Raw genomic sequence first — 18,821 nt, 5'->3', positions numbered from 1 at the left:
CAAGGTTTCACCGTTCTGGCCTGTTCAGTCCGACTGGGTTACTCTTGAGGCAAATCACAAACAAGAGCAGACCACAGCCATGATCACTCGACGGACTTTTTCCATTTGCCTTGGATCAACATTGTTGGCCGCCTGCACGGGTGGCGGTGCGCCATCCAGCGCGCCTGCATCGCGTATGCGGGCTGTTCCCAATGCGGGTTGGGATGCCTGGGTTGCCGGGTTCAAGGGCAGGGCGGCATCGCAAGGTATTTCACAATCCACGATTGACCGCGCCTTTCAGGGGGCAGGGTATCTGCCCGATGTGATCGAGCGCGACCGCAATCAGGTAGAGTTCAAACGCTCGCTCGAAGACTACCTGGCCATTGCCGCTTCGGACGAGCGGATCAGCACCGGCCAGAAGATGCTGCGGCAATACAACGGGACGCTGTCGCAGATCGAGGCGCAGTACGGGGTGGACAAGGAAATCGTCGTTGCAGTGTGGGGGCTGGAAAGCCGCTATGGCGCGCGTCGCGGCGATGTGCCCGTTGTGTCAGCCCTGTCGACGCTGGCCTATGACGGGCGGCGTGGTCAGTTCTTTGAAAGCCAGTTGATCGCGGCGCTCAAGATCCTTCAGAATGGTGACACCACGCCAGACAGGATGACCGGCAGCTGGGCCGGTGCGATGGGGCACACGCAGTTCATTCCAACCTCTTACCTGGCCTATGCCGTGGATTTCACCGGCGACGGGCGGCGCGATATCTGGTCGGACGATCCGACGGATTCGCTGGCTTCGACCGCTGCTTACCTGTCGCGCGCAGGCTGGGTGCGGGGGCAGCCTTGGGGGGGCGAGGTCGGAACCGTTTCCGGCACGCCGGTCGCCGTGCTGCAACCGCAGAAACCCGGGCCGCGCATTGCCGTCTTCCGCAATTTTCAGGTCATCAAGCGCTATAACAATTCGGACAGTTACGCGATCGGGGTCGGTCATCTGGCGGACAGAATCGCCGGTGGCGCGCCGTTTCAGGCCTCGTTCGGGCCAGATGCAAACGGTCTGACATTGGACGACCGCAAGGAATTGCAACGGCGGCTGACATCCCAAGGGTATGATACGAAAGGCGCGGATGGGGTGATCGGCAAAAACACGACGTCTGCCATCAGCGCGTATCAAAGCGCCAATGGCCTGGCGGTCACCGGAGAACCCTCGGTTGCGTTGTTGCGCAGGTTGGGCGGCTGACGGTTACGCCGCCAACCCTTTCGAGCCGATATCGAGGAATTTTTGACGGCGGTCCTGTATCAGGGTCGCCGCGTCTTTGCCGTCCAGTTCCGCCAGCATATCGGTGAGAGCCGTGCGTACAGCCTCGACAGCGGCCGGACGATCGCGATGCGCGCCGCCCTTGGGTTCAGGGATGATCCGGTCGCAAACGCCAAGCTTGTGAAGATCCTGAGCGGTCAGACGCAGCGCCTCGGCCGCTTCACGCATCTTTTCTGCATCTTTCCAAAGAATCGATGCGCAACCTTCCGGCGAGATCACCGAATAGACCGAGTGTTCCAGCATTGCCACGCGGTTGGCGGAGGCAAAGGCCACGGCCCCGCCCGAGCCGCCTTCGCCGATGATGACCGACACCAGGGGCACGCCGATCTTCAGACACATCTGGGTCGAGCGGGCAATCGCTTCGGACTGACCGCGTTCCTCGGCGCCTTTGCCGGGATAGGCGCCCGCGGTGTCGATCAGGGTGATCACTGGCAGGCCGAACCGCCCGGCCATCTCCATCAGCCGGACCGCCTTGCGATAGCCTTCGGGACGGGCCATGCCGAAATTTCGTTCGATCCGCGATTTGGTGTCGCTGCCTTTTTCATGGCCGATCACCATGACGGGTTGATCGTTGAAACGTGCAAGCCCGCCGATCACGGCCAGATCATCGGCAAAATTGCGATCTCCGGCCAGAGGGGTGAATTCGGTGAACAGGGCATTGACGTAATCGTTGCAATGCGGGCGTTCCGGGTGTCGGGCGACCTGGCATTTCCGCCATGGGGTCAGGTCGGCATAAAGCTCATCCAGAAGCTTGGCGGCTTTGGCGTCCAACGCGGCGGCTTCTTCGGTTACGTCCATCTCTTCGTTGGTGCGGGCCAACGCACGCAGTTCTTCAGCCTTGCCTTCAATTTCAGCCAGCGGTTTTTCGAAATCCAGATACTGGGTCATGACGCCTCTCAACGCGAAAGTTCCCTGCTATATGGCCTGACGGTGCTCCGGATGCAACTCGGCAAGGAAGATGTTCGATTTCAGATGGGCGACTGGAAAAACGGATACTGATGGCCACCGCCAAGAAAGACCCCGCGCTGCGCGCTCTGGCCTGCACCCACGACAAACTAACGCGGCGTCTGACCCTGTACCCACCCGACACCGCGCCCGAGGATGTGCTGGCCGAAACCTGTCTGGGTCAACTGGGCCAGAGAACGGGATAGAGCGAGGCCACAAGCAGCACCGCCATTGTCCAGTTGAACGCAACCAGCCTGCGCGGGTTCGTCAGCACCCGCGACATCTGCTGCCCGAGAAAGGTCCATGTGCTCACCGATGGCAGGTTGACCGCCCCGAAAACCAACGCCACAAGCGCAATCGCATGCAGGGTCTGACTGGGCGTGTAAGCGGTTGTGGCGGTCAGGGCCATGGCCCAGGCTTTGGGGTTCACCCACTGAAAGGCGGCGGCTTGCAAAAACGTCATGGGTGTCCCCGCTGCCAAATCGCCTGCGGCTGGCGCGGCATGCGCGATCTTCCATGCCAGATAAAGCAGATAGATCACCGATACGACCTTCAGCACTGAATAGCTGACCGGGTACCGGTCAAAGACCTGAACCAGCCCTGCACCGACCAGCAGCACCATGAGCGTGAAGCCAAGGCCAATGCCCAGCATATGCGGGATCGAACGCCGAAAGCCGAAATTCGCACCCGATGCCATCAGCATCAGATTGTTCGGCCCGGGCGTAATGGATGTCACGAAGGCAAAAGCGATGAGCGCCAGAAGGATGTCGTAAGTCATGCTGCGAAGTATCGTCTGACCGGCAGCAAATGAAATTGCTTTTTCGTGCGCATTTCCGCTATTTCTGCAACTTATGATGAAGAATGATCGGATAAATCGCCAGATATTGCACGAACTGACCCGTGATGGGCGCATCAGCAATCTGGAGTTGGCCGAACGGGTCGGGCTGTCTCCGTCCGCCTGCCTGCGTCGCGTTCAAGAGCTCGAGAAGGCCGGCGTAATCACAGGCTATCGTGCGGTTCTGAAACCGGCCGCGATGGGTGTCGGCTTTGTCGCCTATATCGGGGTCGGTCTTGGTGAACACACGAAAGCGGCGCAAGAGGGGTTCGAGCGGGCCCTGCAACAAGCCCCCGAAGTGGTCGAATGCCACAACATAACCGGTACAATCGAATACCTGCTGCGTGTCGAATGCGCCGATCTGCCGTCCTACAAGACCTTCCATACCGAGGTGCTGGGAACGCTGCCTCATGTCACGTCGATCACATCCTATGTGGTCATGGGGTCACCCAAGGATCTGCGTGCTTAACCACTGGAAATGTGAAGCCACACTCTCTTGCAGCGCAAATTTTCAGGGCCTAGTGTCATTGTAATGACGTTGCCAGGGGAAACGCCCAGCCAAAACGGCACGCAAACAGGGAGATTACGATGAAACTCGTTCGAACAGTGGCGACCGCAGTTGCCATCTCGGTCATTGCCGGGGCTGCTTTGTCTGCCCCGTTGAAACTGCAACCTGCCAATCCACAGCCATCTCCGAAGGCGGGGTTGAATGTCAAATACTCTGGTACAGGCAATCAACACAAGAAGATCCGGGATCTGAGTCAGGCAAAAAGCATGCTGTCTCAGGCCAAGCCCGGAAAGCCGTTGCGCGGGTTGGACTACAGGGACACCAGTAAGGGTGACGATGTCTTGACCTTCGACGAGGCCTACAACGTTGCCGCTGAGGTCACAGGCTATATGCGGTTTGACTCACCGGGCGTTTACGAGCTGGAAACCTGGTCGAATGACGGGATAGAGGCTTGGGTTGGCGGTCAGCAGATTGGCCGGGTAAATGGCATTCAGGGCTGTGAAGCCAATCAACGCACCGAAGTGGAAGTGCCCAAGGCGGGCTGGTATCCATTGAAGATCGTCTATTTCCAGAAACTGGGAACCTCTTGCCTGATGATGAAGTCAGGAAAGAAGGGGGAACGCTTCACATGGACGCCCAATGACGTTTTTGGCCGTTGAAGAATTTGAAAGGGGCGCTCGATGGAGCGCCCTTTTTTTGGCTTAGCTGCCCGCCGCAATCAGTTCGGCCTGCGCCACGATGACTTCGGCCTGCTTGATTGAGGCGATGTCGACAAGGCGGCCTTTATAGACGGTTGCACCCTCACCGTTGGCTTTGGCCTGTTCCATTGCGGCCAGGATTTCGCGCGCCTCGGAAACGGCCTCATCCGACGGGGTAAAGACCTGATTGGCCAGTGCAATCTGCTTGGGGTGGATCGCCCATTTGCCGACCATGCCCAGCGTGGCCGAGCGTTTCGCCTGAGCGATGTATCCCTCATCATCGCTGAAATCCCCGAATGGCCCATCCACTGGCAGCACCCCATGGGTGCGGCAGGCGGCAACGATGGCGGCTTGGGCCCAGTGCCACGGATCGGACCAGTGTTTTTCACCCTCGCGCAGCATGTAATAGTTTTCCTGTGTGCCGCCGATGCCCGTGGTCTGCATTCCCATCGAGGCCGCAAAATCTGCGGCTCCAAGGCTCATGGCCTGCAAACGGGGAGAGGAGGCTGCGATCTCTTCCACATGCGCGATACCGGCTGCGGATTCGATAATGACCTCGAAGCTGATCGGTTTGGTCCGGCCCTTGGCGCGTTCAATGGCGGTGGCAAGGGCATCCACGGCATAGACATCCGATGCGCAGCCGACTTTGGGAATCATGATCTGGTCCAGACGGTCGCCTGCCTGCTCCAACACGTCGACAACGTCACGATACCAATAGGGGGTATCCAATCCGTTGATGCGAACGGACATGTATTTGTTGCCCCAATCAACAGTGTTCAGGGCTTCGATGACATTGGCGCGGGCTATGTCCTTGTCCGAAGGCGCAACCGAATCCTCAAGGTCAAGGTTGATCACATCCGCAGCAGAAGCTGCCATTTTCGGGAACAGTTTGGTATTCGATCCCGGACCAAACAGTTGGCAGCGATTGGGTCGTGCAGGCGCGGCGGGTTGGATGCGAAAGCTCATCTGGACCTCGTGTGGGTAATGAAATTGCGATTTTCTCGCCCAAAGAGGTATTAAATTGCGCAACCTGGCGCAAGGGAGATTGTGCATCTGCGGCAATGCGGGTGCAGAATGCTGCGTGTCAGCAGCTGGGAAGTGGTGATTAAAGTTTAATCATTTTAAAAACTTCGAAGAATTTTGCGTCTTTTGTGTCCGTGGCGCAAGAATGTCGCGTACCTGCCGTGTTTGGCGGACCAAAACGCGAAACGCTCGTTTAAACGCTTCTCTAGCTTAGGCCGGAATCAAAGGAGTGACCGCAATGATCGAGACACCGTACCTGCTGTTTTTGGGCGATGCGCCCGACCAATTGGCGGCCAAAGTGGCTGTGGGCATCAAGGATTGGCGCCCGGAAAACGCCGTCGGCCAATATCGTATGGACGGCTGCAAGGCTGATCTGGGTCTGAAGGATATGACCCTGACCGAGGCCAAAGCGGCCGGCGCTAAAACGCTGGTTATCGGTGTCGCCAACCGTGGCGGTGTGATCAGCAACGCCTGGAAAGAAGTTTTGATTGAAGCGCTGGAAATGGGCTTTGATCTGGCTTCGGGCTTGCACAACCTGCTGCGCGATGAAGGTGATCTTGTTGCCGCAGCACAAACGCATGGTTGCACCTTGCATGACGTGCGTGTGCCGACTGTCGGATACCCGATCGCAAATGGCCGCAAGCGCACTGGCAAGCGTTGCCTCGCAGTCGGAACCGATTGCTCGGCCGGCAAGATGTACACGGCGATGTCGATGGATGCCGAGATGCGCAAGCGCGGCATGAAATCCACATTCCGTGCCACGGGCCAGACAGGCATCCTGATCACCGGGCAGGGTGTTCCGCTGGACGCGGTCATTGCAGACTTCATGGCTGGCTCGGTCGAATATCTGACACCGGACAATGACGAGGATCACTGGGACCACATTGAAGGGCAGGGGTCGCTGTTCCATGTCTCTTATTCGGGTGTGACCATGGCGCTGATCCATGGCGGGCAGCCCGACGCACTGATCCTGTGCCACGAACCGACCCGGACCCATATGCGTGGTCTGCCCGAGTATTCCCTGCCGACACTGGCGCAATTGCGTGACACGGCCCTGCCGCTGGCGCGGATTGCAAATCCGGCCTGTCAGGTTGCGGGTGTGTCGGTCAACACGCAGAACCTGAGCGAAGACGACGCCAAGGCTTATCTAGCCAAGGTCGAGGAAGAGCTGGGTCTGCCCGCAACCGACCCGTTCCGCTTCGGTGCCGGTAAGCTGGTGGACGCGCTGGCCGCAATGTGATCTGAACAATGCGCCGGTGGCGGGGGTGTTTCGCCTCCGGCGTGAGTATTCCGGAAAAGAAGAAGGAGCGGGTGCGTGCAGATAGAGGTCTCTCGCGATGTGTTTCAGTTGGCGCAGGTGTTTACCATCTCGCGCGGGTCACGGACCGAAGCAAAGGTGCTGACGGTGCAGGTGTCGGACGGAACGCATCAGGGCTGGGGCGAATGCGTCCCTTATGCGCGTTATGACGAAACGCTCGAGTCGGTCGAGGCCGAGATCGCCGGTCTGCCTGCTGAGTTTAGCCGTCGGTCGCTGATGGACCTGCTGCCTGCCGGTGCCGCCCGGAACGCCGTGGATTGTGCTTTGTGGGATCTGGAAAGCAAGCGCGCAGGAAAACGCGCCTGGGATTTGGCGGGCCTGCCGGTGCCCGGACCCGAGATCACGGCCTATACTCTGTCGTTGGATACTCCGGAGGCAATGCAGTCTCAGGCGGCCGAGAACGCGCACCGCCCGCTTCTGAAGATCAAGCTGGGCACGCCAGATGACATGCCCCGGCTCGAGGCCGTGCGCGCAGGTGCTCCGAACGCCAGGATCATCGTGGATGCGAACGAAGGCTGGTCGGCCGAGGTTTACGCCGACCTCGCCCCGCATCTGGTGCGTTTGGGCGTGGCACTGGTCGAGCAGCCATTGCCGTCTGGTGACGACGACGCTTTGATCGGAATGGACCGCCCGGTGCCCGTCTGCGCCGACGAGTCCTGCCATGATCGCGCCAGCCTGCCCGGGCTTAAGGGGAAATACGATGTCATCAACATCAAACTCGACAAGACCGGTGGCCTGACCGAGGCGCTTGAACTGCGCAAAGCCGCAATCGCGGAAGGGTATGACATCATGGTCGGCTGCATGGTTGGCAGTTCGCTTGCCATGGCACCCGCGACACTGTTGGCGCAGGGTGCGGTGGTGACGGACCTTGACGGCCCGCTTCTGTTGGCCGAAGACCGCGACACCCCGCTGATTTTTGACGACGCCGGAGTTCACCCGCCCGAAGCGGCGCTCTGGGGCTGAGGAGACAAACATGACCCGAACCGTTTATGTAAATGGCGAATACCTGCCCGAGACCGAGGCCAAGGTATCCATCTTTGACCGTGGCTTCCTGTTTGCAGACGCGGTTTACGAAGTGACCAGTGTGCTGGATGGCAAGCTGATCGATTTCGAGGGCCACGCGGTGCGCCTGAAGCGGTCTCTGGACGAGCTGGAGATGGCCGAGCCCTGCACCAAGGAAGAGCTGCTGGAAATCCACCGCAAGCTGGTTGATCTGAATGGCATCGAAGAGGGCCTGGTCTACCTTCAGGTTTCGCGCGGCAGTGACGGCGACCGGGATTTTGTCTTCCCTTCGGCCGATACCAAGCCAAGCCTCGTTCTGTTCACCCAGAACAAGCCCGGGCTGGCTGACAGCCCGGCGGCACGGAAAGGTGCCAAGATCATCTCTATCGAGGACATCCGTTGGGGCCGCCGCGACATCAAAACCGTGCAACTGCTTTACCCTTCGATGGGCAAGATGATGGCCAAGAAAGCGGGGTGCGACGATGCATGGCTGGTCGAGGACGGCTTTGTAACCGAGGGCACCAGCAACAACGCCTATTTCGTCAAGAACGGCAAGATCGTGACTCGCCCGCTGTCCAACGACATCCTGCACGGGATCACTCGCAAGGCCGTGCTGCGCATGGCAGCCGAAGCACAGATGGAAGTTGAAGAGCGGCTGTTTACCATCGACGAAGCCAAAGAGGCTGATGAGGCCTTCACGACCTCGGCCAGTGCTTTCGTGATGCCGGTGGTTGAAATTGACGGAGTCACGCTGGGTGATGGTACACCCGGTCCGATTGCCAAACGCCTTCGTGAAATTTACCTGGATGAAAGCCGAAAGGCCGCGATCTGAAGAAATACCACGTTGGACGGCGTTGCGGTAAATTGCTGCGGCGCCGTGTCGACATCAGTCGGGTCCAAGGGGCCGTGAATTTCGCTGTAAATCCCGCCAAGCATGAGCAGTTCACATACGGCTTTCGGCCGAAAGGCAGGTCACTTACAAGGTTGAGCCGGAACACTGGTATTATCGTCGGACCAGTTCCTGCTGTGTCACAGGAATATGGTTGAAGGCGGGGTTACCCGACCTTGAAAGGGCTCAGGCTTTCCTGAAACTGTTCGATGAATTCCAGTGTTACCAATGACGGTTGCTTCAAAATTGGACGCACCAACGAGAGGGTATGCGTCAAGGACGGCTTGAACGGCCGATAACTCAATCCCCACGACGTGTATTGGACAGCATCCAGTTCGCTAACGACCGAGACACCAACACCTTCAAGCGCCAATTCACATGCTGCCGTGAACTGCCTGACCTCGATATGCGAGTTCAATTCGACATTGGCATGTTGAAACACTTTTGAAAGCCGCCCGAAAAAGTCGCTGTCGCGTCGGGTGTGGATGATTTTGCTGTGTGCAAGATCCGCCGGAGTAATTTCGGACAGGCCTTCCAACTCGTGCCCAGTGGGGAACACGCACACCGTGCGAACGTCGATGTTCCTGCTTTCTACGGCCGGATGACCGTGAAAGCTGTCAGTGATTCCGAAATCATACTGCTCGCCGATCATCCATTCCAGAATGCGTTCAGGTCTGTCAGGTTCGATCGTCAGGGTGACACCGGGCCGATCCTTCAGGAAACCGGCGACGACTTTGGGCAAATGGCTGGTGGCAAATCCCGGCAGGCACGCGACACGGATGTGCCCTGCTTTGCGTTGCGTGATATCCTGGCTGACATCCGAAATCTGTCTCATCAATTCGAGAACGCGCTCGACACTTGGCAAGAGATAGCGAACCTCCTGCGTTGGCACCAATCGGCCTTCCCGGCGGTCAAAAAGCTGAAACCCAAGCGATTTTTCAAGATCGGACAGCAATCTGCTGACAGCTGGCTGGGTCACGCCCAGATCAGCCGCTGCGGCCGTGACAGACCCGTTGGTGGTCACGGCCATCAGGGCCTCCAACTGCCGAACTCTCAGAATTTGACTCATTGCTGATCCCGATCTGCTGCGCCATTTCATAACACTATGTTATTTTTTCACCAAGTAGATAGGCCTTGAATTATATTTTTGTAACGTTAACGTCGTGAAATCGTCATGTGGGCCGTTTACGCGTTGCGGTCGGTATTCAACGAAGCATCAACCCTGATGCATGGGAGGAATCATGAAAAAGAATCTGCTTGGCGCTCTTGCCATCACCACGGCCTTGTCCCCCTTGGCGGCAATGGCGCAAACCGAAGTCCAGTTCTGGCATGCCTTCACCGGTCGCCTTGGGGAACTTGTCAAGGGACAGGTTGAAGAATTCAACGCCAGTCAGGATGAGTTCGTCGTGGTCGAAAGCCACAAGGGCAACTACTCGGAAACCCTGAATGCCGGGATTGCTGCATTCCGGGCCGGTGAACAGCCACATATCCTGATGGTGTTCGAAGTCGGCACGGCGACAATGATGTCAGCCAAAGGGGCGATCAAGCCGGTCTATGAGGTGATGGCCGAAAGCGGCGCGTCTTTTGATCCCGACGCGTATATTGGCGCCGTCAAAGGCTACTACACAACCACTGACGGAGAGATGCTGTCGCTTCCCTTCAACTCCTCGACGCCGGTCCTGTGGGTCAACCGCGATGCCATGCAAGCGGCGGGTGTTGATCCGGACACGGATCTGTCCACTTGGGAAAAAGTCGGCGAAGTGCTCGAGCAGCTGAAGGCAGGTGGCGAGGATTGCCCGCTGGTGACAGCATGGCAAAGCTGGATTCACCTTGAAAACCTTTCAGCCTATCACGATGTTCCCTTTGCCTCACGGGACAACGGATTTGCCGGTCTGGATACCGAGCTGATGCTGAACGGTCCGGTGCAGGTTGCACATCTGACCGCGATGGGTGACTGGGCCAAGGACGGCAAGTTCATCTATACCGGCCGCAGAAACGAAGGTGGTGCGAACTTCCGGTCAGGCGAGTGCGCATTGTTCACCGAAAGTTCGGCCGGATACGCCGGCATCAAGGCAGAGGCCGAGTTCGATTTCGACGTGCGTCCGCTGCCCTATTGGGAATCCGTAACCAGTGAGCCGCAAAACACCATCATCGGTGGCGCGTCTCTTTGGGTAATGGAGGGTCATGAGCCGGAAGAGTACAAGGGCGTCGGAGAGTTCCTGAGCTTCCTGTCATCACCTGATGTACAAGCGGCCTGGCACCAGAACACCGGTTACCTTCCAATCACGACAGAAGCGGGTGAGGTTACGCGTGCCGCCGGTTTTTATGACGAAAACCCGGGCACCGACGTCGCAGTGATCCAGATGACCACGAAAGAGCCGACCGCAAATTCGAAAGGCTTGCGCTTGGGATCGTTCGACCAGATCCGGGGCATCATCGACGAAGAGCTTGAGGCGATCTGGTCCGGTGAGAAGACCGCTCAGGAAGCGATGGACAGCGCGAAGGAGCGCGGCGATGCGTTGCTGCGCCGGTTCGAATCCGCCAATCAATAAGTCGTAACGTCATGCGGGCCCTTTCGGGGCCCGCATTTTCTTTCTTCGGTGGGTTTTCAGGATGGAAAAACGCGTCACCTTTCGCGGCTGGCTGTTGCCATTGGCGTTGATCGCCCCTCAGGTCATCATTTCCGCTGTTTTCTTTTTCTATCCCGCCGGTCAGGCCATCTGGCAGTCGCTGTTCATACCTGACCCGTTCGGGTTGTCGTCCCAGTTCGTGGGGCTCGGCAACTTTGAATTCCTGCTGAGTGACAAGTTTTATCGCGCCTCCTTCGTGACGACGGCGGTGTTTTCCACGCTGGTCACGTTGTGCTCGATGATCCCTGCCTTGTTTCTTGCGGTCATTGCGGACCGATTGATCAAAGGGTCCGGGGTCTATCGGACGTTGCTGATCTGGCCTTACGCTGTTGCCCCTGCGGTTGCGGGCGTTCTGTGGCTGTTCATGTTCAACACGCGCGTCGGCGTCGTGTCATGGTATCTTGGCCAGCTTGGATATGACTGGAACCACGTTCTGAACGGCACCGAAGCCATGGGGCTGGTGGTCGTTGCCTCTGCCTGGGGGCGCATAAGCTATAACTTCCTGTTCTTTTTCGCTGCCCTGCAATCCGTTCCAAGATCCGTGATCGAGGCGGCGGCGATTGACGGCGCGCATTTCTGGCGCCGATTCTTCACGATCGTGCTGCCGCTGCTGTCGCCGACGGCGTTCTTCTTGCTGGTGGTGAACGTTGTTTATGCCTTCTTCGAGACCTTTGGCGTGATCCACACGATCACCGGCGGCGGGCCGCAACAGTCGACGACAATCCTTGTCTACAAGGTATTCTCGGACGGGTTTGTGGGGCAGGACCTCGGCTCGTCTTCGGCGCAATCGGTCATCTTGCTGATCGTCGTCGGCCTGTTGACGGTCATCCAGTTCAAATACGTGGAAAAGAGGGTGCATTACTAATGGCGGCCCAACAGCACGGAATGGTCGAAAAACGCGGCGCGGGCATCTGGTTGTCCCATGCCCTCATGATCCTCGGTGTCCTGATCATATTTTTCCCGATATGGCTTGCCTTCGTGGCTTCGACCGTGACCCAGGCCGAGATCGTCTCGCCACCGATGCCTGTCGTGCCCGGCGATCAGTTCTGGGTGAACTACAAGGCGGCGCTGTTTTCGGGGGTAAATGTGCCCGTTGCCACGATGCTGTTCAACAGTCTGGTGATGGCAATCGGAATTGCAGTCGGCAAAATCATCATCTCACTGCTGTCCGCTTTCGCGATTGTCTATTTCCGCTTTCCCGGACGAACGACGTTCTTCTGGCTGATCTTCCTGACCCTGATGCTGCCGGTCGAAGTCCGCATCGTTCCGACGTTCGAAGTTGTCGCCGGGTTCGGCATGCTCAACAGCTATTACGGGCTGATCTTTCCCCTGATTGCCTCGGCCACGGCAACCTTCCTGTTCCGTCAGTTCTTTCTGACCATCCCCGATGAGCTTGCCGAGGCAGCCCGGGTCGACGGCGCGCGACCGATGCGGTTTTTCATCGATATCGTCGTCCCCATGAGCCGGACCAACATCGCCGCACTGTTCGTGATCCTGTTCATCTATGGGTGGAACCAATATCTTTGGCCGCTGCTGATCACGACCGATCCCGAAATGAATACCATCGTGATGGGTATCAAGCAGATGTTCCCGTCCGGTGACGACTTTGCGCATTGGCCGACGATCATGGCGACGTCCATTCTGGCGATGATCCCACCGGTCATCGTGGTGGTGTCGATGCAAAAGCTCTTTGTCCGTGGCCTTGTCGATAGCGAGAAGTAAGAAATGGCAACAGTTACCCTAGAGAATGTCAAAAAGAGCTTTGGCCCGACGGATGTGATCCACGGCGTTGATGTCGATATCGCCGATGGAGAGTTCATCGTGATCGTCGGCCCGTCAGGCTGCGGCAAGTCCACATTGTTGCGGATGGTGGCGGGGCTGGAAACGGTCACGTCCGGGGAAATCCGGATCGGCGGTGAACGCGCCAATGACAAAGAGCCCATGGATCGCGACATCGCCATGGTGTTCCAGAACTACGCGCTCTATCCACATATGTCCGTGCGTCAGAACATGGGGTATGGCCTGAAGATCGCGGGGCTGCCCAAGGCTCAGATCGATCAAAAGGTGACCCAGGCGGCTAAGCTGTTGCAGCTTGAACCTTTGCTGGATCGCAAGCCCAGGCAATTGTCCGGCGGTCAGCGCCAGAGGGTCGCGATGGGCCGGGCCATTGTCCGCGAGCCCGCTGTTTTCCTGTTTGACGAGCCGCTCTCGAACCTGGATGCCAAGCTTCGTGTTCAGATGCGTCTGGAAATACGCGAACTTCAGGAAAAACTTGGGATCACGTCACTTTACGTCACGCATGACCAGGTCGAAGCAATGACGATGGCGGACAGGATGATCGTGATGAACGGCGGCATCGCCGAACAGATGGGCACGCCGCTCGAGGTCTATGAAACTCCACAAACGCTGTTTGCCGCGCAATTCATCGGCAGCCCGGCAATGAACATATTCGAAGCACGGCGCCAAAACGGGGCGGTCAAGATCGGAGAAATCGAAGTCGGCCCCTCTGGGGGTCCGGACTGCGCCGTGAAGCTTGGCATAAGACCGGAGCACCTGTTGTCGGATGACAACGGCCCGCTTGAAGCCGCGATTCAGATGGCTGAACCGCTTGGGGCCAACACGTTGCTGCACGGTCACCTGTCGGGCTCTGAAAGCGCGATCACGGCAAGCCTTCCCGGTGTCCACCCGATCGAAGGACGCCATCCGATTATGCGGTTCTCGGTGGCACCTGAGAACATGCATTTGTTTGACCACGCGACAGGCAAAAGGCTGGAAGGCTGATGGAGTCTCAACAGGTTGAGGCCTTTCGCGGCGGGGAGAACCTGATCCGGGTCGTGGGGCATCGAGGGGCACGGGGCGTGTTGCCTGAAAACAGCATGATCGGCTTCGACTTTTCACTTTCCATCGGCGTCCCGCTTCTTGAATTTGACGTTGTCCTGACAGCCGATGATGTGCCGGTCATTACGCACAATCATCGTCTGCATTCGGCCAGTTTCCGTGATTGCAATGGCCTGTTTCTGACCGGGGAAGAGCCAAAAGTTTCCTCGCTGACTTACGAACAGATCCGACAATTCGATATTGGGCGTCTGGACGGCCATTCCGCCTATGGCCAACGCTTCCCGGATCAGGCGCAAATAGACGATGTTCGTGTTCCAAGGCTGTTGGATCTGCTCGATTTGGTCAATGACCCGAATTACAGTGATGCCCATTTGATGCTCGAGCTGAAGTCGGACCCCGACGTGGCCCATGATGCGCTTTACCGGGAAAACTTTGTCCGCAGAGTACTTCGGGATGTTCGCGGCAAGGGTTTATCTTCGCGCGCGGTGCTTCACAGTTTTGATTGGAACCTGTTGGCGGAGTGTCAGAGGCAAGCTCCGGAAATACCTTCATCCTACCTAACGCAACTTCCGGATAATGCCGACGATGTTGGCGAGGATTCCTCAAAATCCGTTTGCCCGGACTTTCGTGGCCGTCGCGACGAAATTCCAAACTTGGTAAAGCAGGCTGGCGGTTCGCTTTGGTGCCCGTACTTTGCGGATGTAACACCCGAAAACGTCAAGCGCGCAAAAGAGCTGGGCCTGTGCGTCGTCGTGTGGACAGTCAATGAACACGAAGATATCGGCAGGATGATCGATCTGGGAGTGGACGCAATCGTATCCGACTATCCCGGGCGGGTTCAAAGACAACTGTCGGAGTCAGGCTTCCGTTGGCAGTAGCGTACCGGTGATCCCGGCACCCCGAGGGTGACGTGGATGAATTTCTTGCGCCGATTGAAAATTGCCTCAAACAAAGGCCCTTCAGCCCGTTATCGCTCAGGATCAGTATGTTTTTTCAACATGATTTGATGAGAGCCTTTGCTCAGGATACCGTTCTTGGGCCCGCGGCTGACGGAAATCCGGAACGCTGCCCCCATTTCTCTGAGCGTCACGCTTGCGGTTGTCGGGATAGTGTTCCGTGCCTTTGGGCGATGAAGAAGAATTGATACCTGCACATCAGTTCGTTCAATGCCATCAGGTTTTTTGGTATTGGTTTCGCCCATCGCTGGTCACAACCGTCATCGACGGGCCGGCGCCCCTGACGAACAGCGCCAAGAATTGAGTCACATTAACAACAATCTTGGGTTTGCTACAGTTCTGTCTCTTTTCCGCCGGAATTTGTGCTGATAAGGAAAAAATTGAGTGTTGGGGTGTTGGTAAGTGCGAGTGGGCAGATGAGAGCCGGAACAAACGGTCAAATAGCTATTACTTGGTGTCAGACGGAAATTGATGGGCTAGAAGACGCGCCCCTTTCCTGTATGACGGTCGGAGCAGCATGGTCATGGCGTGGACAAGCAATCGTCATGAGTGAGACTGCCGAGCAAAGCATCGGAAAAATCGGAAATGTCGGGGGCCTTTCCAGCCCGGTGACCAGCCACTTTCCTATTGTCCGTGAGATTTCGGGCGATGTGACCGGAACCCTTACCCTTACCAACGGTGCGCAGAAGTTCTCTGCCAAGCTTGTTGCCGATGGCAACGATACGTCGCGGGCTCTTGTGTTCGAAGGCGCTTGCCCGCCACGGGACGAAGAGTTCTGGATTGTCGAAGTGACCGAGCTTGCGATGATCCCAAACCCCGCCGCGAAAAGCGGCGCGACGGTAGTTTCTTTCCCGACCTCAAACTAGGACTTCAAGCCGCCGCCTTGCGGTTTGGGTGCGGAGCCCGGGCCGCTGGTTGTCTGCCCTGATCGTTTTTCTGAACTTTGCGGGATGTTGTATTGACTCCGCCAGCATTGCGGATATAAGCGCGGCTTCATTGGTGTTGGTGGCCCCCGCAAGGGGATGCCTGTCATGGGGGAGACCTCAAGAGGACAACGCCCTTCATAGTGGCCCGTCAGGGCTTCGACCTAACGAAGGAGATCAGCCGTGACCAAACGCACGTCTGCCAAGTACAAAATCGACCGCCGGATGGGCGAAAACATCTGGGGTCGTCCGAAATCCCCGGTCAACCGTCGCGAATACGGCCCCGGCCAGCATGGCCAGCGCCGCAAGGGCAAACTGTCTGACTTCGGTCTGCAACTGCGCGCCAAGCAGAAGCTGAAAGGCTACTACGGCGACCTGACCGAGAAGCAGTTCCGCCGCATCTACGCTGAAGCCGAGCGTGTGAAGGGCGACACTGGTGAGAACCTGATCGGCCTGCTGGAGCGCCGCCTGGACGCTGTGGTCTACCGCGCCAAGTTTGTCGCAACTGTTTTTGCCGCGCGCCAGTTCGTGAACCACGGCCACGTCAAAGTGAACGGCAAGCGTGTCAACATCCCGTCCTACCGCGTCAAAGAAGGTGACGTGATCGAGGTGCGTGACAAATCCAAACAACTGGCTGTTGTCCTGGAAGCCGTCGCACTGGCCGAGCGTGACGTTCCTGACTACATCGACGCCGATCACTCGAAAATGACCGCGACGTTCGTGCGCGCGCCGGGCCTCAGCGATGTGCCTTACCCGGTCGTCATGGAACCGAACCTGGTCGTCGAATTCTACGCGAAGAACTGATCTTCGCCGAAATCGAATTCCGAAAGGCCGCGCTTTTGCGCGGTCTTTTTTTTGGTTTGCCCATGGCGCAGCCGTCATCGCGACATTGCCTGCGACTCCTTAGGGTGTTTTTGGGCAAATGTAGTGCGTGTCAGATCGGCAGGGGCCTGCCTTCGGCGATCGCTTCCATCGCGAAATACGAGGTCACGCTGTCCAGCTCGACCTTTTCGATCAATCGTTGATAGACCTTGTCATATGACGACATGTCCTGCGTTACGACTTTCAGCTGATAGTCGTAATCCCCTCCGATCCGATGAAAATCCACGACTTCCGGGATTGTCAGAACATGGCTCCGAAACGCCTGAAGCCACTGGGCAGAGTGGTGTCGGGTGCGGAGCATGACGAAGACCACAAGGCTCAACCCCAGTTCTTCTCGTGCGATGCGGGCCGTGGATCCGATCAGCACACCGTTTTCGTTCAGGGCCTTCAAGCGCCGCCAGCAGGCATTCTGGGACAGGCCAACCCGATCCGCCAATTCCCGCTGTGACAGGGTGGCGTCCTTTTGCAGCTCTTTCAGTATGCGTGTATCAATTTGATCTATTTTTGATGCCATAACTGATCATATGACACAAAAATTCAAAAATCCACGCAAAGATATGTGAAGTTTCCTCGGGCCAGAAATATCACATTGGTATGGCAGTAAGGAGCCAATGCCATGACCCTGTCCAAATTCCGTGCGGAACTCTGTTCCACCGCTCACAATTCAAATCTGCGCGATGGGCTGATCGGCGAGAACGTTCTGATCCCGGGTCTGCTTGGAGACGTGCCGCTTGTCTATGCGGATTACGTCGCTTCGGGCCGCGCGTTGCGGCAGGTCGAGGATTTTGTGGCGCAGGACGTTTTGCCGTTTTACGCAAACAGTCACACCGAGGCCTCCTACTGTGGGTCCTACATGACACGTCTGCGCCGCGAAGCGCGGGCGGAAATAGCCCGCATTGTTGGTGCTCGGGAAGAGGACGCGGTGATCTTTACCGGGTCCGGCGCCACTGCGGGGCTCAATCGGTTGGTCAGCCTGCTAGGGGTGGCAGAGGCTGACCAGCCGATTGTCTTGATCGGACCGTATGAACATCACTCAAACATTCTGCCGTGGCGCGAAAGCAAGGCATGTGTCATCGAAATCCCCGAGGCCGAGGGCGGTGGCGTGGACCTGCATGCGCTGAAAGCCGCGCTGGAGGCCCATGTGGATGCCGATTTGGTGGTCGGATCGTTTTCTGCCGCGTCCAACGTAACGGGCATTGTCACCGATCCTGATCCGGTCACGCGGATGCTCAAGGCGTATGGTGCCTTGGCCGTTTGGGACTATGCCGGTGGTGGGCCTTATCTGCCGATGGATATGGGGCCCGAAGGGGCCCGCAAGGATGCGATCGTGGTTTCGCCGCACAAGTTTCCCGGTGGCCCGGGCGCGTCAGGCGTTTTGGTTGTGAACCAATCGGCCGTTAAACGGACGTGCCCCAGCTGGCCCGGCGGTGGAACCGTAAGTTTCGTTTCACCGTGGCGGCATGACTACAGCACCGATCTGTCCACCCGGGAAGAGGCCGGGACGCCCAACGTGATCGGAGACATTCGTGCGGCGTTGGCCTTCATCGTCAAGGATGTCGTCGGAACGGACGAAATCGCCCGGCGTGAGGCGCAGTACAATCAAATGGCGCTGGACGGCTGGAAGAACAACCCGAACCTGACCCTGCTTGGGGTCGAAAAAGCGCACCGTCTGCCGATCTTTTCCTTCCTGGTGCGCGACAATGCGGGCCAGCCCGTGCACCAGCAGCTGTTTACGCGGATGCTCAGCGATATCTACGGCATTCAGGCGCGGGGCGGCTGTGCCTGTGCCGGACCCTACGCCCACCGCTTGCTGGGGATCGATCAGGCAACGTCAGAGGCGCTGCACGCTGCCTTGTCCGCTGGGGAAGAAATGAAAAAACCCGGCTGGGTGCGCCTGAATTTCTCATATCTGATGAGCGAAGAGACGGTTCAGTTCATCATCGACAGCGTCAATGACCTGTCGCACCGGACCGAAGAATTCACGCCTTACTACAACGCCGACCCGGCAACAGCGCGCTTCAAGGCCGCATGAGGGAATTGCCGCTTTTCTCAACCCTTTGAGACAGGTATGAGAGGCCCATTCAAC

The 18,821-nt window shown here is 57.8% G+C and carries 20 protein-coding genes; 15 read left to right on the top strand and 5 right to left on the bottom strand.

Annotation, left to right across the window (positions count from 1 at the left end; genetic code table 11):
* Positions 1 to 79: 79 nt before the first annotated feature.
* A complete protein-coding gene (locus ACR3E6_RS02295; RefSeq protein ID WP_171634569.1) occupies positions 80 to 1,210 on the top strand; it encodes a lytic murein transglycosylase in 1,131 nt (376 codons plus the stop codon).
* Positions 1,211 to 1,213: 3 nt separating this feature from the next.
* Here the strand turns inward: ACR3E6_RS02295 and ACR3E6_RS02290 are convergent, their stop codons facing one another.
* On the bottom strand, positions 1,214 to 2,176 hold the full coding sequence (locus ACR3E6_RS02290; protein WP_171634566.1) for an acetyl-CoA carboxylase carboxyltransferase subunit alpha: 963 nt from the start codon (positions 2,174 to 2,176) through the stop codon (positions 1,214 to 1,216).
* A 110-nt stretch (positions 2,177 to 2,286) separates the two neighbouring features.
* On the opposite strand from ACR3E6_RS02290, the gene ACR3E6_RS02285 reads away from it, so the two are divergent.
* Positions 2,287 to 2,439 (top strand): hypothetical protein, encoded by a 153-nt coding sequence (locus tag ACR3E6_RS02285; RefSeq protein ID WP_171722719.1) that lies wholly within the window; start codon positions 2,287 to 2,289, stop codon positions 2,437 to 2,439.
* On the opposite strand, the gene ACR3E6_RS02280 is transcribed toward ACR3E6_RS02285, so the two are convergent.
* A complete protein-coding gene (locus ACR3E6_RS02280; RefSeq protein WP_171118858.1) occupies positions 2,415 to 3,011 on the bottom strand; it encodes a LysE family translocator in 597 nt (198 codons plus the stop codon). The two genes, ACR3E6_RS02285 and ACR3E6_RS02280, sit on opposite strands and share 25 nt — an antisense overlap.
* A gap of 73 nt (positions 3,012 to 3,084) precedes the next feature.
* Between ACR3E6_RS02280 and ACR3E6_RS02275 the strand changes: the two genes are divergently transcribed.
* Together ACR3E6_RS02275 and ACR3E6_RS02270 are read left to right on the top strand one after the other, a co-directional pair.
* On the top strand, positions 3,085 to 3,537 hold the full coding sequence (locus ACR3E6_RS02275) for an Lrp/AsnC family transcriptional regulator (protein WP_171634561.1): 453 nt from the start codon (positions 3,085 to 3,087) through the stop codon (positions 3,535 to 3,537).
* Between the two features lie 119 nt (positions 3,538 to 3,656).
* The gene (locus tag ACR3E6_RS02270; RefSeq protein WP_480485620.1) at positions 3,657 to 4,235 is read left to right on the top strand and encodes a PA14 domain-containing protein; all 579 of its coding nucleotides are present in this window, start codon (positions 3,657 to 3,659) and stop codon (positions 4,233 to 4,235) included.
* A gap of 42 nt (positions 4,236 to 4,277) precedes the next feature.
* Here ACR3E6_RS02270 and ACR3E6_RS02265 read toward each other — a convergent pair whose 3' ends face one another.
* Positions 4,278 to 5,240 (bottom strand): L-malyl-CoA/beta-methylmalyl-CoA lyase, encoded by a 963-nt coding sequence (locus ACR3E6_RS02265; RefSeq protein WP_171634556.1) that lies wholly within the window; start codon positions 5,238 to 5,240, stop codon positions 4,278 to 4,280.
* Positions 5,241 to 5,535: 295 nt separating this feature from the next.
* On the opposite strand from ACR3E6_RS02265, the gene dgcN reads away from it, so the two are divergent.
* The 3 genes from dgcN (at position 5,536) to ACR3E6_RS02250 (ending at position 8,449) form a co-directional block, all read left to right on the top strand.
* Complete coding sequence (dgcN, locus tag ACR3E6_RS02260; protein ID WP_210092758.1) at positions 5,536 to 6,537, top strand: N-acetyltransferase DgcN; 1,002 nt, start codon at positions 5,536 to 5,538, stop codon at positions 6,535 to 6,537.
* Between the two features lie 75 nt (positions 6,538 to 6,612).
* Complete coding sequence (gene dgcA, locus ACR3E6_RS02255; RefSeq protein WP_480485618.1) at positions 6,613 to 7,578, top strand: N-acetyl-D-Glu racemase DgcA; 966 nt, start codon at positions 6,613 to 6,615, stop codon at positions 7,576 to 7,578.
* A gap of 10 nt (positions 7,579 to 7,588) precedes the next feature.
* Positions 7,589 to 8,449: a D-amino-acid transaminase gene (locus ACR3E6_RS02250; protein WP_152459035.1), complete on the top strand. Its 861-nt coding sequence runs from the start codon at positions 7,589 to 7,591 to the stop codon at positions 8,447 to 8,449.
* A gap of 223 nt (positions 8,450 to 8,672) precedes the next feature.
* On the opposite strand, the gene ACR3E6_RS02245 is transcribed toward ACR3E6_RS02250, so the two are convergent.
* On the bottom strand, positions 8,673 to 9,575 hold the full coding sequence (locus ACR3E6_RS02245) for a LysR substrate-binding domain-containing protein (protein ID WP_210092756.1): 903 nt from the start codon (positions 9,573 to 9,575) through the stop codon (positions 8,673 to 8,675).
* Between the two features lie 172 nt (positions 9,576 to 9,747).
* On the opposite strand from ACR3E6_RS02245, the gene ugpB reads away from it, so the two are divergent.
* From ugpB to rpsD, 7 genes are all read left to right on the top strand, one after another.
* The gene (gene ugpB / locus ACR3E6_RS02240) at positions 9,748 to 11,058 is read left to right on the top strand and encodes a sn-glycerol-3-phosphate ABC transporter substrate-binding protein UgpB (RefSeq protein ID WP_209832246.1); all 1,311 of its coding nucleotides are present in this window, start codon (positions 9,748 to 9,750) and stop codon (positions 11,056 to 11,058) included.
* A gap of 61 nt (positions 11,059 to 11,119) precedes the next feature.
* Positions 11,120 to 12,001 carry a sn-glycerol-3-phosphate ABC transporter permease UgpA gene (gene ugpA / locus ACR3E6_RS02235; RefSeq protein ID WP_152459032.1) on the top strand — a complete coding sequence of 294 codons (882 nt, stop codon included), beginning with the start codon at positions 11,120 to 11,122 and terminating at the stop codon, positions 11,999 to 12,001.
* 20 nt (positions 12,002 to 12,021) lie between these two features.
* Positions 12,022 to 12,858, top strand: a complete 837-nt coding sequence (ugpE, locus tag ACR3E6_RS02230) for a sn-glycerol-3-phosphate ABC transporter permease UgpE (RefSeq protein ID WP_152459916.1) — start codon at positions 12,022 to 12,024, stop codon at positions 12,856 to 12,858.
* Positions 12,859 to 12,861: 3 nt separating this feature from the next.
* On the top strand, positions 12,862 to 13,917 hold the full coding sequence (locus tag ACR3E6_RS02225) for a sn-glycerol-3-phosphate import ATP-binding protein UgpC (RefSeq protein ID WP_480485615.1): 1,056 nt from the start codon (positions 12,862 to 12,864) through the stop codon (positions 13,915 to 13,917).
* Positions 13,917 to 14,852 (top strand): glycerophosphodiester phosphodiesterase family protein, encoded by a 936-nt coding sequence (locus ACR3E6_RS02220; RefSeq protein WP_480485614.1) that lies wholly within the window; start codon positions 13,917 to 13,919, stop codon positions 14,850 to 14,852. Before ACR3E6_RS02225 ends, ACR3E6_RS02220 begins: the two co-directional genes overlap by 1 nt.
* A 623-nt stretch (positions 14,853 to 15,475) precedes the next feature.
* A complete protein-coding gene (locus ACR3E6_RS02215) occupies positions 15,476 to 15,796 on the top strand; it encodes a hypothetical protein (RefSeq protein WP_480485612.1) in 321 nt (106 codons plus the stop codon).
* A gap of 240 nt (positions 15,797 to 16,036) precedes the next feature.
* A complete protein-coding gene (rpsD, locus tag ACR3E6_RS02210; protein WP_152459028.1) occupies positions 16,037 to 16,657 on the top strand; it encodes a 30S ribosomal protein S4 in 621 nt (206 codons plus the stop codon).
* Positions 16,658 to 16,787: 130 nt separating this feature from the next.
* On the opposite strand, the gene ACR3E6_RS02205 is transcribed toward rpsD, so the two are convergent.
* Positions 16,788 to 17,249: an Lrp/AsnC family transcriptional regulator gene (locus ACR3E6_RS02205; protein WP_171634539.1), complete on the bottom strand. Its 462-nt coding sequence runs from the start codon at positions 17,247 to 17,249 to the stop codon at positions 16,788 to 16,790.
* Between the two features lie 102 nt (positions 17,250 to 17,351).
* On the opposite strand from ACR3E6_RS02205, the gene ACR3E6_RS02200 reads away from it, so the two are divergent.
* A complete protein-coding gene (locus tag ACR3E6_RS02200; RefSeq protein WP_480485610.1) occupies positions 17,352 to 18,767 on the top strand; it encodes an aminotransferase class V-fold PLP-dependent enzyme in 1,416 nt (471 codons plus the stop codon).
* The last annotated feature ends 54 nt before the right edge of the window (positions 18,768 to 18,821 follow it).

The sequence above is a fragment of the Ruegeria sp. AL3 genome (assembly GCF_056536065.1).
The sequence above is the reverse complement of the archived record's forward strand: the minus strand, read 5'-3'. Positions and strand labels throughout refer to the sequence as shown.

What these genes read in the sequence shown, in the direction of transcription:
- ACR3E6_RS02245 (WP_210092756.1), bottom strand. Translation starts at nt 9,575, where the DNA reads ATGAGTCAAATTCTGAGAGTTCGGCAGTTGGAGGCCCTGATGGCCGTG.
- ACR3E6_RS02215 (WP_480485612.1), top strand. Translation starts at nt 15,476, where the DNA reads ATGAGTGAGACTGCCGAGCAAAGCATCGGAAAAATCGGAAATGTCGGG.
- ACR3E6_RS02265 (WP_171634556.1), bottom strand. Translation starts at nt 5,240, where the DNA reads ATGAGCTTTCGCATCCAACCCGCCGCGCCTGCACGACCCAATCGCTGC.
- dgcN (WP_210092758.1), top strand. Translation starts at nt 5,536, where the DNA reads ATGATCGAGACACCGTACCTGCTGTTTTTGGGCGATGCGCCCGACCAA.
- ugpA (WP_152459032.1), top strand. Translation starts at nt 11,120, where the DNA reads ATGGAAAAACGCGTCACCTTTCGCGGCTGGCTGTTGCCATTGGCGTTG.
- ACR3E6_RS02280 (WP_171118858.1), bottom strand. Translation starts at nt 3,011, where the DNA reads ATGACTTACGACATCCTTCTGGCGCTCATCGCTTTTGCCTTCGTGACA.
- ACR3E6_RS02290 (WP_171634566.1), bottom strand. Translation starts at nt 2,176, where the DNA reads ATGACCCAGTATCTGGATTTCGAAAAACCGCTGGCTGAAATTGAAGGC.
- ACR3E6_RS02200 (WP_480485610.1), top strand. Translation starts at nt 17,352, where the DNA reads ATGACCCTGTCCAAATTCCGTGCGGAACTCTGTTCCACCGCTCACAAT.
- ACR3E6_RS02220 (WP_480485614.1), top strand. Translation starts at nt 13,917, where the DNA reads ATGGAGTCTCAACAGGTTGAGGCCTTTCGCGGCGGGGAGAACCTGATC.
- ACR3E6_RS02275 (WP_171634561.1), top strand. Translation starts at nt 3,085, where the DNA reads ATGATGAAGAATGATCGGATAAATCGCCAGATATTGCACGAACTGACC.
- ACR3E6_RS02295 (WP_171634569.1), top strand. Translation starts at nt 80, where the DNA reads ATGATCACTCGACGGACTTTTTCCATTTGCCTTGGATCAACATTGTTG.
- ACR3E6_RS02285 (WP_171722719.1), top strand. Translation starts at nt 2,287, where the DNA reads ATGGCCACCGCCAAGAAAGACCCCGCGCTGCGCGCTCTGGCCTGCACC.
- ugpB (WP_209832246.1), top strand. Translation starts at nt 9,748, where the DNA reads ATGAAAAAGAATCTGCTTGGCGCTCTTGCCATCACCACGGCCTTGTCC.
- ACR3E6_RS02225 (WP_480485615.1), top strand. Translation starts at nt 12,862, where the DNA reads ATGGCAACAGTTACCCTAGAGAATGTCAAAAAGAGCTTTGGCCCGACG.
- ACR3E6_RS02250 (WP_152459035.1), top strand. Translation starts at nt 7,589, where the DNA reads ATGACCCGAACCGTTTATGTAAATGGCGAATACCTGCCCGAGACCGAG.
- ugpE (WP_152459916.1), top strand. Translation starts at nt 12,022, where the DNA reads ATGGTCGAAAAACGCGGCGCGGGCATCTGGTTGTCCCATGCCCTCATG.
- ACR3E6_RS02205 (WP_171634539.1), bottom strand. Translation starts at nt 17,249, where the DNA reads ATGGCATCAAAAATAGATCAAATTGATACACGCATACTGAAAGAGCTG.
- ACR3E6_RS02270 (WP_480485620.1), top strand. Translation starts at nt 3,657, where the DNA reads ATGAAACTCGTTCGAACAGTGGCGACCGCAGTTGCCATCTCGGTCATT.